The organism is Candidatus Nitrotoga sp. M5, assembly GCF_927904885.1.
Classification (GTDB): Bacteria; Pseudomonadota; Gammaproteobacteria; order Burkholderiales; family Gallionellaceae; genus Nitrotoga.
Genome location: NZ_CAKMNW010000001.1, coordinates 90,901 through 107,280, shown reverse-complemented (window position 1 = coordinate 107,280; position 16,380 = coordinate 90,901). Strand labels below are relative to the sequence as shown.

Here is a 16,380-nt window from a genome sequence, read left to right as displayed (position 1 = left end):
GCTTTCGTTCTAATGCTAGCGAATAAATCAAGATCAATGCAGTGAAATGGCCGAAATATTTTTCTGGTAATAATCTGAAGATTGCTGTAAACTGCTACTTTTATTGGGTGCTTAGCTCAGCTGGTAGAGCGTCGCCCTTACAAGGCGAATGTCGGGGGTTCGAACCCCTCAGCACCCACCAGCTGTTTTTTTTTGGGAGTGGTAGTTCAGTTGGTTAGAATACCGGCCTGTCACGCCGGGGGTCGCGGGTTCGAGTCCCGTCCACTCCGCCAAATTGAGGCGAACGAAAGTTCGCCTTTTTTCATTTTTGTACATAAACTTTATCGGGCGGTTAATATGTTTGATTTCGTGCATGGGAACAAACGGTTCGTTCAGATCGTGTTGGCTCTCATCATTCTTACGTTTGCATTTTGGGGTGTGGATTCTTACAACAAATCTTCTCCAGGTGAGACTTTAGCTACGGTTAACGGAAATAACATCAATCAAGTGGAATTCGATCAAGCTTTACGCCAGCAACAAGACAGAATGCGTAAGGTGATGGGTAGTAACTATGATCAAGCCATGTTTGATCAGCCTGAAATAAAACGCACAATACTGGAAAATTTGATTAGTCAACGACTGTTAATGTCGGAGGCTCGTTCCATCGGTTTGACTGTTAGTGAGAAGTATTTGGCTCAAAATATCGCTAATATTGAGGTATTTCAGAAAGATGGGAAATTTGACAAGCAGCTTTATGAATCAGTATTGCGCCGTGAGAATATGTCACCACTAACATTTGAGGCAAATGTAGCAAGTGAGCTATATATGCGCCAGCTTATGGATGCGTATACGCGGAATGGTTATGCATCAAATAATACAGCTGATAATCTGGTACGCCTGATTGAACAACAACGTGTTGTTGCTGTCGCTAATATTTCGTTAGAGCCATATCTAAAACTGGCGAAAGTGGATGAAGCTGCAGTGAAAGATTACTATGATATGAATTTAAAGGAGTTTCAAACGGATGAGCAGGTGAAGGTTGAGTATGTGACGTTTTCAGCTGATGCATTGCAATCACAAGTGACTGTGGATGAGGCTGAAATTAAGAAATATTATGATGAGCGTCAGAATGAATTTGGTTCACCTGAAGAACGCCAAGCGGCACATATCCTGATTGCTGTGAGTGCGGAGGCATCTGATGAAGATAAGGTGGCTGCCAAGACTAGGGCAGAAAAAGTATTGCAGGAGGTTAAGCAGTCACCCGATAAATTTGCTGTGTTAGCAAAACAATATTCGCAAGATCCTGGCTCCGCTGCAAGTGGAGGTGATCTTGGCTATTTTGGTCCCGGGGCTATGGTTAAGCCCTTTGAAGAAGCCGTATACAAGCTCAAGGTAGGTGAAATTAGCGATTTGGTGCCAACTGATTTCGGCTTTCACATTATCAAGCTATTGTCAGTAAATCCTGCTAACACGCTTCCTCTGGATGAAGCAAGGATTGCTATTACGCAGAGGCTCAAACTGCAAAAAACAAACAATAAATTTGCTGAATTGGCAGAACAATTCAATAATATTGTGTATGAGCAAAGTGATACTCTTGAGCCAGCAGCAGAATTGGTGAAAATGCCGATAGAAAAGAGCGACTGGTTGAGTAAAAATGAGTCGGGTTCATTGCCTTGGACAGACAAAGCAATACAAGCGGTTTTTTCGGAAGATGTAACGAAGAAGAAGCGCAATAGCACTGCAATCGAGATTGCACCAAATACATTGTTTGCGGCACGACTGCTGGAATATAAGCCAGTCAGTACTCGCCCGTTCAAGGAGGTGAATGAGAGTATTCGTAAGAAACTGCAGCGCAAGCAAGCGTTAGAGTCAGCTGTCAAACAGGGGCAACTGGTATTGGCACAACTGCAAAGTGGCGAGAAAGTTAACGTAGATTGGACAGTGCCGACTGCCATTACACGCGAACAGCATCCGGGTTTTGACAATCGAATGGCCCGTCATGCATTTCAAGCAGATGTAACTACCCTTCCGGCATATGTTGGCATTGAAAATGAACTAAGTGGTTATGAACTGATTCGAGTAGATGAAATCAAAGAGGTTGCTGATATTGACGAAGTGCACCATGCGCGTTATATGCAACAGCTGCGCCAAATAACGGGTGAAGAAATGTTCCAGGCCTATCTTGCGGATGCCAAGAAAAATTCTGACATTACAATGAAGCCTTTTTCTGCAGACGAGAATAATTAATCAGTTTTCTGGGCTCACTAATTTAGCTTTTAGCAATAAAATTATCAATATTGCTTATGGCTCAGTTGTTCCTAGTGCTGTGGTATTAAAACCACCATCTACATAAGTGATTTCTCCGGTGATCCCGCTGGCTAAATCACTGCACAGGAACGCCGCAACATTGCCGACCTCTTCAGTGGTGACGTTGCGTTTCAATGGGGCATTTTTTGCATTGTAGTTTAAAAGTTTACTAAAATCGGCAATGCCTGCTGATGCTAATGTTTTAATTGGACCTGCGGAAATGCCATTTACACGGATATTTTTGCTGCCAAGATTCATTGCTAAATAACGAACACTGGCTTCTAGACTGGCCTTAGCTAGACCCATTACGTTGTAGTGTGGCATGGTGCGAACCGCGCCAAGGTAGCTTAACGTCACCAGCGCCGCAGCCCGGCCTTCCATCATAGGTAATGCGGCTTTAGCCATCGCCGGAAAGCTGTAAGAGCTAATGTCATGAGCAGTTCGGAAAGCTTCGCGTGTAAATCCATCAAGAAATTCACCAGCTAATGCCTCGCGTGGAGAAAAGGCGATTGCATGCACAAAGCCATCGAATTTATCCCAATTTTTATTGAGATTAACAAATAGCTGTTCAATTTCTACATCGCTGGTTACATCGCACGGAAACACCAATTCACTTTCAAATTCTCGAGCTAGTTCGCATACTCGGTCACGTATGCGCTCACCCTGATAGGTAAATGCCATTTCTGCACCTTCCCGCCGCATGGCTTGTGCGACACCATAGGCGATGGAACGATTACTGATCATACCAGTAATTAAGATGCGTTTATTTGCCAGAAATCCCATGTTAATCCTTTAATTTAGGTGATGCTTAATATAACGCGTAATTATAACCTCACTATCATTTTTGCGCGCTGCGATGATACAACGCTCAAGCCGCGATTGAAATTTAGTCAACCTTCATCTAGCAGATTTTTTGAGTTCTATTATTCTGTTGGCGTCAACCGTCAACCGTCAACCGTCAACCGTCAACCGTCAACCGTCAAATTGTTCAACATGGAGCTGTGTTATTCAATGTTTATTCTCGGTGTGAATGGACGGTGAAGTCAGACGCGATAGGATTGAACTGACAATTTAGTAAGTTCTCTGCCACTCGTAGATCGTACTTGCTGTCGGTGGTGTTCACTAACTGCTTCTTCCAAACCGACTGCAACCTCGCTTCGCGCATTAGAATGACGCACTTTGTATCGATATATAACAATGTGTTGTGTCTTTAATTCGCTTATCGATACGGGGCGGCCGCCAGAGCAGTGTTGATTCACGAAGGCAGCTTGAATCTGCACACTGGCTGGTTGCTCGGTGTGCTTGGTGGTGAGATAGTCCGAGAGGCTGATTTGTAATACTCGATATGCTTGGCTGATGGTCTTCATGCTGTCCTTGCTGAATGAGATTGTAGATTATCTCAGTTCGTGTGCAATGAAATTCAATGATTTTTTAGTGATTTATTACCAGAGCCCTGCTGACGGTTCTCGTTCTCCCGTTGGCGTATGTGCTGCTGCTTGGCAGTGATAATCTTCCCGAGATTGGTTTATCATGCTGCTTATCCCAGTATTATTCAATCCAGTGGGCCACTGCTGCGCGACCTTGGCTTATGCCTATAACCACTTGCGTGATAGTCAGTCGTTGATTAGTTACTATGCTACAAACTACAAATTTATATGCGTCATCGTAATGCTTGCGGTGCTTGTTCATTGGCGATTCCTCTCTAAGCGGATAATAATTCTAGTGAGGTGTACGTTTCTATTAGAGCGCTACATGCAGTAGGCCTCTCATTCTCGGACAGCCACTTAGGCCATTTCTGGACGGTTATTTGGTGCACGATCACTCTTGAAATACCTCATTTACTTACTTCCACCCATGAATACTGTGACACCTTGTTACAGTCAGGTCCCTAGACCAATACGTCGCAGGGTACCTGCGTTGCGTTTTGGATGGTGTTTGAATGCGCGTATGCGACGGATAGCCCTAGGCTGGAAATAATGCCTCCATCGCCTCGCATCGCGCCATCGGCATGAGTTAGAGACGGCCAATACACGCCGATAGCCGGTTGCCCTGAGGTTGTCCAGGAGAATACTGAGTCTATCCAGGCAACGGCTGACGTAAACCCATTAGCATGGCCAGCGATGTCGGCTATCGGATACTGATGGATACCCACGCCTTCAGCAACATCGAAGTCGAATTGAATGCCACCCGACCAGACCTTGGATTCAAGCTTGCGGCACTGCTTTGTGCCATCTGCATTTTCGGTCAATGAAAAGCCCCATTCTTTCGCATATCCGACTCCGACTGCTAGTCCGGATGTTTTGACGTATGAAACCGTCTGAGAGTGAGTGCCATATTTTTGATTGTGATCCGGAAAACCGCCGAGGACGCGCTCCATGTAATCGATGCGTTCACGGTCCCCTTCGTATTGCGTTACTCCGGCATCGGGTGTTGGTGGAATATCGGCGTTGCGGCTTCGATATCGGGTACTGAGTTCCGCGGCAGTGAGCGTTACGCCAGAAGCTGGTACACGTTGCAGCAGAAAATTGATCGCAGCCAGACCGCTTTTCTTGGAGGCGTTGTATTTTTTACGCAACGCCGCTTTGTCAATGGAGCAAACTTTCGCATTGGCAGGATTTTTCGGATTGAGGTTGCGTTTGTAGCCTGCGGGGTAGGTATAACATTTACCTGTCAGGACATATTCGGTCGATCCCTTTTGGCAGCCTTCCCGCCCCTTGTATTGCGCTTTAGCAAACGGCCCGGCGAGTTTCTTGTAACATACTTTGTCACTCTTGATACTTCGCCATAACGCATGCTTGTATCCGGTTGGGCAGCTGTAGCATTTGTTACTGAGGCCATGTTCGAATGATCCCGGGAACTTCTTGCCACACTGTTTAGCATCGGATTATTCACATCAGTGACCGACACTGGTTTGGTCTGATCAAACGCTTGCACGCATCTTAAAATTTTGGATCTAGCCTGCAGGCTGCATCTGACGCAGGGCAGAATAATAGTAAGTCCTGGTCAAGCTGTAAATAGTAATGGGTCAAGTCACTTGATAAATATATAAGTAATTATATTGAATTGTCGAGTAAAATGAATAGGGTTGTAAATTTATAATTAATAAATAAATTGACCTATTATTTTGTATTAACCACTATTTGTTAATAGCGAATTTAGTATTGATAAAGCGACTTGACGCATTACAGGTGCACTCACATGAATGGACATGCGATTAGCGCTGCGATTGATGCAACTCCGTACTTGAGGCAAAATGCAGGAGAGATCGAATAAACAACACATATAGAGAGCAAACATGGGTGCACAGTGGAAAGCCAGACATAAAGAAGTTGCAGCGAATGCCAAGGGCAAGATCTTCGGTAAGTTGTCCAAGGAAATTATGGTCGCAGCAAAAGGCGGTGCTGATCTGGATTCGAACGCACGTTTACGACTAGTGGTTGAGCAGGCCAAAAAAGTATCAATGCCCAAGGAAACGCTGGAGCGGGCCATCAAGAAGGGTGCAGGATTGCTCGACGGCGGTGCAAGCTTGGAGCGGCTGACATACGAGGGCTTCGCGCCTCATAATGTCCCAGTGATTGTCGAGTGCCTAACAGACAACGTCAACCGTACCTACCCCAACATCCGCGTGCTATTTCGCAAGGGTCAACTGGGTGCCGCTGGTTCCGTCTCGTGGGACTTTGACCATGTGGGTATAATAGAAGCAACGCCAAATTTAAAAGATGCGGATGCCGAAGTCGCCGCCATCGAAGCTGGCGCGCAGGACTTTGAACCTGCCGACGAAGGCGCAACAATGTTCATCACCGATACGGCCGATCTTGATGTCGTGTGCAAGGCACTACCGGAGCAGGGCTTCACTGTGATTTCTGCACAATTGGGTTACCGCCCGAAAAACCCGGTCACGTTAAGCGATGCAGAGAGCGAAGACGTGGAGGCGTTTCTGGAAGCGGTTGATGCGGATGACGATGTGCAGAATGTATATGTGGGATTGGCGGGATAAGTGGCTGGTTTTGAGAAATCAATGGGGTTATGGTAAAAAAAATTGGTGGTTAGACTCGATTTTAATATTTTGTTTATTATTTAAAATAAACAGTCCACACTGCCTTCGTGTTCTTCAACGTTGAAATGTAATATGTTGCCATTTTTCAGGACCAGCGCCGGAAATGCTTTAACTCCCTTGTTCTCCGCTTCAATTTGTTTCGAAGGGTTTATCCCGATATGGACAATTTCTAAATTGGCTAAGCCGATTAGATTTACAACTTCCTGTCCAACCAATGCACATATATCGCAACCGTCGTGGTAGAGAATCGAATTTGTCATAATTTTATATAAATATTAGTATGAAAACTAAAACATGGAGAAAATCGGCCCTTAAAGTTTAACCTTTTATATTCGCCATTGATGCACCGAAATTTATGTGAAGTACATTTCCGTGTGGCGTTACTAATGCCGGAACTGACTTCACGCCTGCTTTTTTTGCCTCGTCAAATCTTGACATATCTTCACCAAAATGGACGATTTCTACATTTTCGGCACCAATTAAATTGACAATGTCATGTTCGGCATCGGCGCAAACAGGACAACCTGCATGATAGAAAACTGATTTACTCATTTTATTATCCTTGTTGAATATGTAACATAAGTTTCCAGTCGGAATATAATCAGGAATCCTAACATAGTCAAGTTGGTGTGATAAATTTAATAGTGGGCATGCTGATACTAGGTCGAAAATAAAGGTATACAATCATCGTTTCGGTGGGTATTCGTAATTCAGGCTCGGAACTTCGATCACCCTGTAGGCTGTCAGAGCGCAGCTTCTTTGCACAAAATTGAATTTCCAACATAGAAGCTAGCTGCTGGCATAGATGTTATTTGCAGGAGCTTTAACAAACCCTTTAGGATTGGAATAGCGTAGTGTGACCTCTTTGCCAATGCACCACTAATACAGCGTGCCAAGGCACTCTATTTTATTTCAATAAATCCCGCCAGTCGGCATACCCGGGTTATATTACAGCAAAATATAAATTCAATTGTATTCAAATTGTTGAGGATGGTTATATACAAAATATTCTATCGTTATAATTATGTAAACCATTTTACTATGGTAGGTAATATCAGAAAAATGATCTAAACTTAAATAATAGGCCATACTGACCTTTGCCATTTCTCAGCTCTCTTGCGATAATTCGACAATAACGGTGTGACTTGCCGCGCATGCAGAAAGTTAATCTACCGCATTATTTTCAATATGAGTGAACTACAACTTAGCTTGCTTGGCATCGGCGTCGCAGTGGTGCTGGCAATATATATTTATAATTGGTTGCAGCAGCGTAAGTATCGACGCAAGTTCAGTGCGGCGTTCAAGCATGGGCATGAGGATGCGTTATATCGCCCAGCTGTAAAAGTTCAGGCAGATGAATTGCTGGTCGAAAAGGTAGAGGAAGCCGTGCCCATTAGTATCTCGCCCAATGAATCGCAACATAAGTACGCGGTAGATGCTATGTGCGCGTTGCTGGATATGGAAACCGATTTTATCGCAGTGATTTCGCCTAAAAATCCGATGAGTGCAGATGCACTAACATTGCTGTGGCAGCAACGCTTTGATTGGGGTAAAAGCATCCAAGTATGTGGCTTGAATGCGGCGAGCGGTGAATGGGAAGATGTGATTGTAGATAGTCCAGTGGCCTATACCTCGTTTAAGCTGGCGTTACAATTAGCAAATCGAGCCGGTGCGGTGAGTGAAGTTAAATTGATGGACTTTCGCAAACTGGCGCGAACAATTGCAGCACAATTACATGCTGATATGGTTCTACCGGATGTGGCAGAAGCCACAGCGCGCGCGATAGAATTGGACAACTCCTGCGCAGCAGTAGATTTGATTATCGGCTTGAATCTGTTACCCAGCGATGAGCACAAACTGTCTGGCAAGGATGTTTCACGCGTTGCTGAACACTACGGTTTAGTTTTGCAAGCGGACGGTGCATTCCATTTGGTTGATGAGCACGGGCATACTTTGTTTAGTTTGTGCAATGAAAACAACACACCATTTCAACCGCAAGCTTTGGATCAATTTCATGTGACCGGACTGACTTTATTACTGGATGTGCCACGTGTGGAGCATCCTTCATTATGTTTCGACCAAATGGTGGTTTTGGCACAACAACTGGCTAATGAATTGCGTGCAACCATAGTGGATGCGCGCCATATGGCATTAAGCGAAGGCAGCATTACGCTAATCCGTGAGCGCATTGCTGCTGTTGAAGCTGACATGGGAGCACGCAACATTGTTGCTGGCAGCGCTCAGGCGCGCAGGCTATTTTCCTAAGTTTTTCTTTCAGATCAGGTTCCATTAATGATTGAGTCGGTGCCGCAGCGTATTGCGCATTTGCGTGGGGAAATCGAGCGACACAATTACCAATATCATACATTGGATGATCCCCTGATTACCGATGCGGAATTCGATGCATTGTTCCGTGAATTGCAAACGCTCGAAATTCAATATCCCTCACTTGCTTCGTCGGACTCGCCTACTCAGCGAGTTGGCGCTGCGCCGCGTTTAACTTTTTCCAAAGTAGAGCACCGCTCGCCAATGTTTTCGCTTAACAACGCCTTTAGTGAAGCTGAAGTAAAGGCATTTGATGTTCGTACTCGCGAGACATTGAGCGTGGCCGATGTAGAGTATTCCGTAGAACCTAAATTTGATGGCCTGGCAGTCACGCTCACCTATCGCGATGGATTATTTGTGCAGGGCGCGACGCGAGGTGATGGCGTGGTCGGTGAAGACGTGACGCAAAATTTGCGTACCGTAAGGAATATACCATTGCGGTTGGATTCAAGACAATTAGCCGAGCCCATTCCGTTAATAGAGATACGGGGCGAGGTGCTGATGTTCAAGATTGATTTTATCGCGCTAAATCGTCAGCAAGCAGCCAAGGGTGACAAGTTGTTCGCCAATCCACGCAATGCCGCTGCGGGTTCATTGCGGCAGCTCAATTCGCGAATTACATCTAATCGCCACCTGAGTTTTTTAGCCTATGGAGCAGGCGCGGCCGAAGGATTCATATTGCCTGGCACGCATGCTGAGCAGTTGGAGTTTTTGCAGAAGTTGTCTATGCCGGTGCCACAGGAACGTCGCGTAGTGAATGGACTCGGCGGCTTACTAGGCTATTATCGTGAAATTGGTGAACTGCGCAACAAGCTGCCCTACGAAATTGACGGTGTAGTGTACAAAGTTAATAACATCTCACAACAAACTAGACTGGGCTATGTGTCGCGGGCACCTCGCTTTGCACTTGCGCACAAATTTCCGGCAGAAGAAGCATTGACCACCGTGCTGGACATTGAGGTGCAGGTGGGACGTACTGGCGCATTGACTCCCGTAGCGCGCCTGGCTCCAGTATTTGTCGGTGGTGTAACGGTGACCAATGCCACACTGCATAACGAAGATGAATTACGTCGTAAGGATATCCGCATTGGCGACACTGTGAGTGTTCGGCGTGCTGGCGATGTCATTCCAGAAGTGGTCAGTGTCCTACTTGAACAGCGTCCTGTGGATACATGTGAGTTCAACATGCCACAAACTTGTCCAGTATGTGGCGCACACGTTATCAAGCTGCCGGACGAAGCGATACGGCGTTGTAGTGGCGGGTTGTTTTGCCCGGCACAACGCAAGCAGGCGCTGTTGCATTTCGCCAGCCGTCGTGCCTTGGATATTGAGGGGCTTGGAGAGAAGCTGGTCGACCAACTGGTGGGGCAGCAATTGGTGCATACACCTGCCGATTTATATAAACTGAATTTGCTGGCATTGGCCCAACTGGAACGTATGGGTGAAAAATCCGCTCAAAATTTGCTGGATGCAATAGAACACAGCAAGCAAACTACACTCGCGCGTTTTATCTATGCGCTTGGTATCCGAAATGTGGGCGAGGCGACCGCAAAAGAACTGGCGAGTTATTTTGCAACGTTGGACAATTTTATTTCGGCCGACGAAACACGCCTGCAACTTGTACCCGATATTGGGCCCGTTGTTGCGCAAAGCATTTCAACTTTTTTTTCCGAGCCGCATAACATTGAAGTGATCTCTCAATTATGCGCTGCCGGGGTGCAGTGGCCGGAGCAGGCTGAATCTGCCGTGCAATTATTGCCTTTGAACGCAAAAATTTTTGTATTAACCGGTACACTTGCCAGCATGAGTCGCGACGAGGCCAAATCCAGATTGGAAAAACTTGGCGCACGTGTGACTGGCAGCGTGTCACAGAAAACCGATTATGTGGTAGCTGGTGCTGAGGCGGGTAGCAAACTTAGTAAAGCTCGGGATCTAAATGTTACAGTGCTGGATGAACAACAATTCATGCAGCTATTGAATCAAAACGAATTGTCATCTGCCCCTGGCTAAATCGTAATTGTTTTTTGATAATCTTTAACCGGAAAGTTATGGGAATATATTATGACCAAAATTACTAAAGCTGTATTTCCGGTAGCTGGATTGGGCAGCCGTTTCCTGCCTGCCACCAAGGCAAGTCCAAAGGAAATGATGCCGATAGTAGACAAACCGTTAATCCAGTATGCGGTGGAAGAGGCTGTGGCAGCTGGTATTACTGACATGGTATTCATTACTGGCCGCAATAAACGCGCTATTGAGGACCACTTCGACACGGCTTATGAGATTGAAGCTGAGCTTTCTGCGCGCGGCAAAAGCGAGCTATTACGTGCAGTTCAGGAAGTAATTCCCAAGCACGTAAATTGCATTTACATTAGGCAATCAGAAACGCTTGGGCTCGGCCATGCAGTCCTGTGCGCGCAGCCAGTGGTGCAAAACGAACCGTTTGCGGTGATCTTGGCCGATGACTTAATTGCTGGGGATATATCCGTCATTAAACAGATGGCCGATGTATGTCAGCGCTATCAATGTTCCGTACTCGGTGTGGAAGACGTGCCACCGTCACAGACGGGCAACTATGGCATAGTCAGTAGTAGCAATGTGGAACAGAATGTTGAACAGGTACATGCCATCGTTGAAAAGCCTAGCCCGTCAGATGCACCTTCCACTCTAGCAGTGGTGGGGCGTTATGTGTTGACACCGCGTATTTTCCATCATTTGGCTAGAGTACAGGCGGGCGCTGGCGGAGAAATTCAGCTAACCGATGGTATTTCTTCGCTGTTAAAGGAAGAAAAGGTGCTGGCATATCGGTTTAACGGTACGCGTTACGATTGCGGCTCTAAGCTGGGCTATCTCAAGGCAACAGTTGCATTTGGCCTTAAGCACCCCGAACTAAGTGAAGGATTTGCCGCTTACTTGGCAACGATCAAGTAATGCTTTCTAATCAGCAAGCGAACGATATTCTGAATCAAGCAGAGTTGATAATTTCAGCTGAAGAAGTACAAGCAGCCGTAATGAGCGTTGCGCGGCAAATTAATGCTGTATTAACTGATACACATCCACTACTGCTGTCCGTAATGGGTGGTGCAGTGGTGTTTACCGGACAGCTGCTACCGCAACTTACTTTTCCGCTTGACTTTGATTATGTGCATGTGTCGCGCTATGGCAGGAACCAACAGGGCGGGGCCTTGCACTGGAAAGTCGAGCCACACGAAAATGTAACCGATCGTGTGGTTTTGGTGGTGGATGATATTCTCGACGAGGGTGAGACACTGGCCGCAATTAAGCAGCGTGTTCTGGATTTGGGCGCCGCCAAGTTTTACAGTGCTGTGTTTGCTGATAAACAGATTGCAAAGTCTAAACCGATTTGTGCTGATTTTGTCGGGGTAGAATTACCTGATCGTTTTGTATTCGGCTTCGGCATGGACATTTATGGCGCGTGGCGTAATCTGCCTGCAATTTACGCAACCAGGAAATAATAGACTCAATTAATATGAATGTAATGCCTTCTATTTATTAGATTTAATATGTGTAAATATTTTTATTTGTACTTTCTGAGTTTCAAATACGGGAATTAGTAAGTACTAGCAGCTTATCGGATTAAAGGGGACTCGCTGGAAATTAAGCTGAGTGGTGACTATTCTGCCGCTATTTTTTGGCAATAGAACAACTATTGCCTAGTAAAGTCGTTAAGTGGGGTAAGCAGGTATTTCGCCGCAAGGTGAAAGCTCGCAAAATTTTCCCATGATCAGCTAAATTTTCGCTACGATTCGTCAAGTCCAACAGGCTGCTAAATTTTTCAAAAGGTATTAAACAATGTTAGCGATTATTGGTGGCACTGGGCTGACGCAACTGACCAATCTGGAAATATCGCATAGACAGGTGATGCGCACGCCATATGGCGAGCCTTCTGGAGCGATTACATTTGGCCACTTGCGCCAGCATGAGGTGATGTTTATTGCCCGTCATGGCTACGGCCATACTATCCCGCCGCATGAGGTAAATTATCGCGCCAATCTGTGGGCGTTAAAAGAACAGGGGGCACAACGAGTCATTTCTGTCGCAGCAGTTGGGGGAATCCGCGAAGATCTATTGCCCGGTGTTATTGTGCTCCCAGATCAAATTATTGATTACACCCATGGACGCGAGTTTACCTACTTTGATGGGCGTGATTGCTCGGTAACGCATATTGATTTTACCCAGCCTTATAGTCAGGAACTACGCCAACAAATTCTGGATGCTGGCAGATGTGCCGACATCCCTTGTCTGGATGGCGGAGTATATGCCGCTACACAGGGGCCACGTCTGGAGACAGCAGCAGAGATCAACCGTCTGGAGCGCGACGGTGCCGATATGGTGGGCATGACCGGTATGCCTGAAGCCGCTTTGGCCAAAGAGCTTGGTTTGAATTACGCTGCTATAGCGGTAGTGGTGAATCATGCTGCCGGGCGCGGTAGCAGCCGCGATGGCGTTCATTTGGAAACCATCAGTACCGTGGCACAACCTGCCATGGCGCGCGTGCGTAGCATCCTTGAATGTGTGGTGGATTCTGATGTCGATTAAAGAAGTACTACGTATGGGCGATGCGCGCCTGTTGCGTTACGCGGAGGAAGTGATCGATTTTGATACGCCCGAATTGCACGATTTATTGCTCGACATGCGCGACACTATGCAGGCGCTGAACGGTGCGGGACTAGCAGCACCTCAGATAGGTGTGAATTTGCGTGTAGTGATCTTCGGTGTGCAGCTCAATTCACGCTATCCCGATGCTGAATCAGTGCCAGAAACGGTATTGATCAATCCCATTATCACTCCGCTAGCAAAATCAGGTAATCCATTAAGTGTAGAAGATTCGCATGTGGGATTAACATTGAGTCCGGATATGGTGGAAGGATGGGAAGGCTGCTTGAGCGTGCCGGGACTAGTCGGGCTGGTACCGCGTTTTCAATCCATCCATTACCAGGGACGCGATGAATATGGCGCCTTGATAGATCGCGTGGTAAATGGTTTTCATGCGCGTGTTGTGCAACATGAGTGCGACCATTTGGACGGGATTTTGTATCCCATGCGAATTCGTGACCTGAGTCAGTTTGGTTTTACCGATGTGCTGCGTTCTAATCAACGTCAGGCGGACGAATAAGGAGAGAGGAAGACTTGAAGTTTAAGAGTTAGAGAGCTTAGATAAGGACGCCTCTAAAAATTCAATTTTCTATGCAATGCAAGGCGCGAGTACAAAATTTGAGCGCGGCAATATGGTTAATATGCAAGTTATAAATTATTTCGAGTAACGCAGTATTGTGACGCAACGTGGTAAGCAGACAAGCCGCGAAGCGGCTGCATGCAAAATTAGATTTTTATTGGTGCCCATAAACAATGTCTCTAAACCAGCGATTTTTAAGCAGTGCGATTAAGTAATTTTAGATACATCAAGTCATCTTCGCTGGCTGCACCCAGCTGTCGAATTCTTCTTCCGTAACATAGCCTAGAGCTAACGCCGTCTGTTTTAGCGTGCCGCCATCCCGGTGTGCTTGCTTGGCGATTTCTGCAGCCCGATCGTAGCCAATATGCGGGGTCAACGCGGTCACTAGCATTAATGAGCGTTTCAGCAGTTCTGCAATACGCTCATCGTTGGCCAGGATGCCGCACACGCAGTGTGTCTCGAAGCTTGCCATTCCGTCAGTAAGTAGACGCACGCTTTGTTGAAAGTTGTGAGCGATAAGCGGTTTAAAAACATTAAGTTCAAAATTGCCAGAAGCACCACCTATATTGATAGCAACATCATTACCAAAAACTTGGCAACACAGCATGGTAAGTGCTTCGCACTGTGTGGGATTAACTTTACCCGGCATAATCGAGCTGCCCGGTTCGTTCTCAGGAATACTGATTTCCCCAAGACCAGAACGTGGTCCCGAAGCCATCCAACGGATGTCGTTGGCAATTTTCATGAGTGCGGCAGCGAGTGTTTTGAGCATGCCATGAGCGGCTACCAAAGCATCATGAGCGGCCAGAGCGGCAAACTTGTTGGCAGCGCTTTTGAACGGCAAGCTGGTGCTGCGAGAGAGTTCCGCAGCAACACGCTCCCCGAATTCAGCATGTGTGTTAAGTCCGGTTCCAACTGCAGTCCCTCCGACAGCAAGTTCGCAAAGCGAGGGGAGGGAAGCTTTAATTATGGATTCTGCATAATCTAACTGCGCCACGTAAGCAGAAAATTCCTGTCCAAGCGTTAGCGGAGTTGCATCCTGCAAGTGCGTTCGTCCAATCTTCACGATGCTGTCAAAGTTGCGAGATTTTTCTTCCAATGTCGTACGTAGATTGCGTAGCGACGGAAGCAGGGATTGGATGATGCTGAGGCTAGCTGCCACGTGCATGGCAGTGGGGAAAATGTCATTAGATGATTGACCGAGATTTACATCATCATTAGGATGGACCAGCCGACCTTTGCCCCATTTTCCGCCAAGCAATTCCGAAGCTCGGTTAGCGAGCACCTCGTTCAAATTCATATTGGTCTGGGTACCAGAACCCGTCTGCCATACAGAAAGTGGAAACTCTTGCGTATGCTGGCCAACCAGAATTTCATCCACTGCCTGCACAATAGCATTTGCCTTGGCAACGCTTAACAGATTTAAATCGCGATTGGCCAGCGCGCAAGCGCGCTTGACCATAGCGAGTGCAAGGATGATCTCCTCCGGCATACGCTCGGAAGAAATATGGAAATGTTTAAGCGAACGTTGCGTTTGCGCGCCCCAAAGCCGATCTGCTGCAACCTCTATGGGGCCAAATGTATCGTGCTCTATTCTAGTGTGAGTCATGCAGTATTGATTTTATTTAGTAATTATATAAGCCTGCTGAATGCCGAAGCCACCACCCGAAAAATCTTTCTCGATATCATAAAAAAGGCGGTTAATCGGGTTGAAGCCAGGGTATGCTGCAGGGTCTGTTACCAACTCTCTCAAAAATCTTGATCCCAGGTAATAGATTGATGAAAACTCATCTACCTTAAACGTCAAACCCTTTTGAGTGAGAAATTCCTCTAATACAGCCTTTTTAAAGAATCGATTTGAATCATGTTCAATTAATGGTGGCATTTCCTTAAGTTGCCTCATTGCATTGAGTAATGTAAACGGTTCCAAAAAAGGCTCGGATAAAATCACCTTCCCGCCTGGCTTAACAACCCTCAGGCATTCATTAATAGCAATTTGCTGTTCTTCCCAAGTAGCCATAAGGGTAACCACTCGTGTGGCATAAGCTAAATCAAAAGTATCATCAGGGAATTGTAAAGCGTTAATGTCACCAATTTCAAACTTTACAACATCTCCAACCCACTGAGCTTTTTTCAGAAGATTGGCCTGTTTAATCATGTTTTCAGCAAAATCAACCCCTGTAATAGAGCCAACATCTTTGTGCCGCTCTAATTGTTGGAACGCGGAATATCCATTAGCACAACCCACATCAAGTATATGATCCCCACTTGAAATGTGCTCTCCTATGGCATCGATTTCAAGTTCAATCATGAAATTATCGCTCCAAGATGCTTGATATGAGCCTTTATGAGTTTTAGCCTGACTTTCCCAATAGTCTTTTGCAACATCCTTTTCAGTTTTTTCCACGTTGTCTCCTTATAGACTAAATACTAGTGCCTGCTTGATAATTAACGTTGTATTTTGCATAAGGTTTGCTTCGTACAATACTTACCAATATGTCATACACTATCATTGGTT

Annotated in this window: 16 protein-coding genes and 2 tRNA genes; 10 read left to right on the top strand and 8 right to left on the bottom strand. The window is 46.1% G+C overall.

Annotated elements, in window-relative coordinates:
- The first annotated feature begins 105 nt into the window (after positions 1-105).
- The 3 genes from MJ770_RS00495 to MJ770_RS00485 all read left to right on the top strand — a co-directional run bounded on the left by MJ770_RS00495 (position 106) and on the right by MJ770_RS00485 (position 2,226).
- Positions 106-181 (top strand) — tRNA-Val (locus MJ770_RS00495).
- 14 nt (positions 182-195) lie between these two features.
- Positions 196-272: transfer RNA gene (locus tag MJ770_RS00490), tRNA-Asp, on the top strand.
- Positions 273-336: 64 nt separating this feature from the next.
- On the top strand, positions 337-2,226 hold the full coding sequence (locus tag MJ770_RS00485) for a SurA N-terminal domain-containing protein (protein ID WP_239249319.1): 1,890 nt from the start codon (positions 337-339) through the stop codon (positions 2,224-2,226).
- A gap of 54 nt (positions 2,227-2,280) precedes the next feature.
- On the opposite strand, the gene fabI is transcribed toward MJ770_RS00485, so the two are convergent.
- The 4 genes from fabI to MJ770_RS00465 all read right to left on the bottom strand — a co-directional run bounded on the left by fabI (position 2,281) and on the right by MJ770_RS00465 (position 4,861).
- Complete coding sequence (gene fabI / locus MJ770_RS00480; RefSeq protein WP_239249317.1) at positions 2,281-3,069, bottom strand: enoyl-ACP reductase FabI; 789 nt, start codon at positions 3,067-3,069, stop codon at positions 2,281-2,283.
- A 260-nt stretch (positions 3,070-3,329) separates the two neighbouring features.
- On the bottom strand, positions 3,330-3,653 hold the full coding sequence (locus tag MJ770_RS00475) for a hypothetical protein (RefSeq protein WP_239249315.1): 324 nt from the start codon (positions 3,651-3,653) through the stop codon (positions 3,330-3,332).
- Between the two features lie 181 nt (positions 3,654-3,834).
- Entirely contained in the window at positions 3,835-3,975 is a 141-nt protein-coding gene (locus MJ770_RS00470; RefSeq protein WP_239249313.1) for a hypothetical protein, read from the bottom strand.
- A gap of 199 nt (positions 3,976-4,174) precedes the next feature.
- Positions 4,175-4,861, bottom strand: a complete 687-nt coding sequence (locus tag MJ770_RS00465) for a hypothetical protein (RefSeq protein WP_239249311.1) — start codon at positions 4,859-4,861, stop codon at positions 4,175-4,177.
- A 720-nt stretch (positions 4,862-5,581) separates the two neighbouring features.
- Here MJ770_RS00465 and MJ770_RS00460 point away from each other — a divergent pair.
- Complete coding sequence (locus tag MJ770_RS00460; protein ID WP_239249309.1) at positions 5,582-6,283, top strand: YebC/PmpR family DNA-binding transcriptional regulator; 702 nt, start codon at positions 5,582-5,584, stop codon at positions 6,281-6,283.
- Positions 6,284-6,363: 80 nt separating this feature from the next.
- Here MJ770_RS00460 and MJ770_RS00455 read toward each other — a convergent pair whose 3' ends face one another.
- Positions 6,364-6,603: a thioredoxin family protein gene (locus MJ770_RS00455; RefSeq protein ID WP_239249307.1), complete on the bottom strand. Its 240-nt coding sequence runs from the start codon at positions 6,601-6,603 to the stop codon at positions 6,364-6,366.
- Between the two features lie 58 nt (positions 6,604-6,661).
- Positions 6,662-6,895 carry a thioredoxin family protein gene (locus MJ770_RS00450; RefSeq protein ID WP_239249305.1) on the bottom strand — a complete coding sequence of 78 codons (234 nt, stop codon included), beginning with the start codon at positions 6,893-6,895 and terminating at the stop codon, positions 6,662-6,664.
- A 636-nt stretch (positions 6,896-7,531) separates the two neighbouring features.
- Between MJ770_RS00450 and MJ770_RS00445 the strand changes: the two genes are divergently transcribed.
- From MJ770_RS00445 to MJ770_RS00420, 6 genes are all read left to right on the top strand, one after another.
- Positions 7,532-8,608: a cell division protein ZipA gene (locus MJ770_RS00445; protein ID WP_239249303.1), complete on the top strand. Its 1,077-nt coding sequence runs from the start codon at positions 7,532-7,534 to the stop codon at positions 8,606-8,608.
- A gap of 27 nt (positions 8,609-8,635) precedes the next feature.
- Positions 8,636-10,678, top strand: a complete 2,043-nt coding sequence (gene ligA, locus MJ770_RS00440; protein ID WP_239249301.1) for an NAD-dependent DNA ligase LigA — start codon at positions 8,636-8,638, stop codon at positions 10,676-10,678.
- A 51-nt stretch (positions 10,679-10,729) separates the two neighbouring features.
- Entirely contained in the window at positions 10,730-11,596 is an 867-nt protein-coding gene (galU, locus tag MJ770_RS00435) for a UTP--glucose-1-phosphate uridylyltransferase GalU (RefSeq protein ID WP_239249299.1), read from the top strand.
- The gene (locus MJ770_RS00430) at positions 11,596-12,141 is read left to right on the top strand and encodes a hypoxanthine-guanine phosphoribosyltransferase (RefSeq protein WP_239249297.1); all 546 of its coding nucleotides are present in this window, start codon (positions 11,596-11,598) and stop codon (positions 12,139-12,141) included. Before galU ends, MJ770_RS00430 begins: the two co-directional genes overlap by 1 nt.
- A gap of 337 nt (positions 12,142-12,478) precedes the next feature.
- Positions 12,479-13,225: an S-methyl-5'-thioinosine phosphorylase gene (locus MJ770_RS00425; protein WP_239249296.1), complete on the top strand. Its 747-nt coding sequence runs from the start codon at positions 12,479-12,481 to the stop codon at positions 13,223-13,225.
- Positions 13,215-13,802, top strand: a complete 588-nt coding sequence (locus tag MJ770_RS00420; RefSeq protein ID WP_239249295.1) for a peptide deformylase — start codon at positions 13,215-13,217, stop codon at positions 13,800-13,802. Before MJ770_RS00425 ends, MJ770_RS00420 begins: the two co-directional genes overlap by 11 nt.
- Before the next feature lie 286 nt (positions 13,803-14,088).
- Here the strand turns inward: MJ770_RS00420 and fumC are convergent, their stop codons facing one another.
- Positions 14,089-15,471 (bottom strand): class II fumarate hydratase, encoded by a 1,383-nt coding sequence (gene fumC, locus MJ770_RS00415; RefSeq protein ID WP_239249293.1) that lies wholly within the window; start codon positions 15,469-15,471, stop codon positions 14,089-14,091.
- Positions 15,472-15,483: 12 nt separating this feature from the next.
- Positions 15,484-16,269, bottom strand: coding sequence for a class I SAM-dependent methyltransferase (locus MJ770_RS00410; protein ID WP_239249291.1), 786 nt, complete (start codon positions 16,267-16,269; stop codon positions 15,484-15,486).
- Positions 16,270-16,380: the final 111 nt, after the last annotated feature.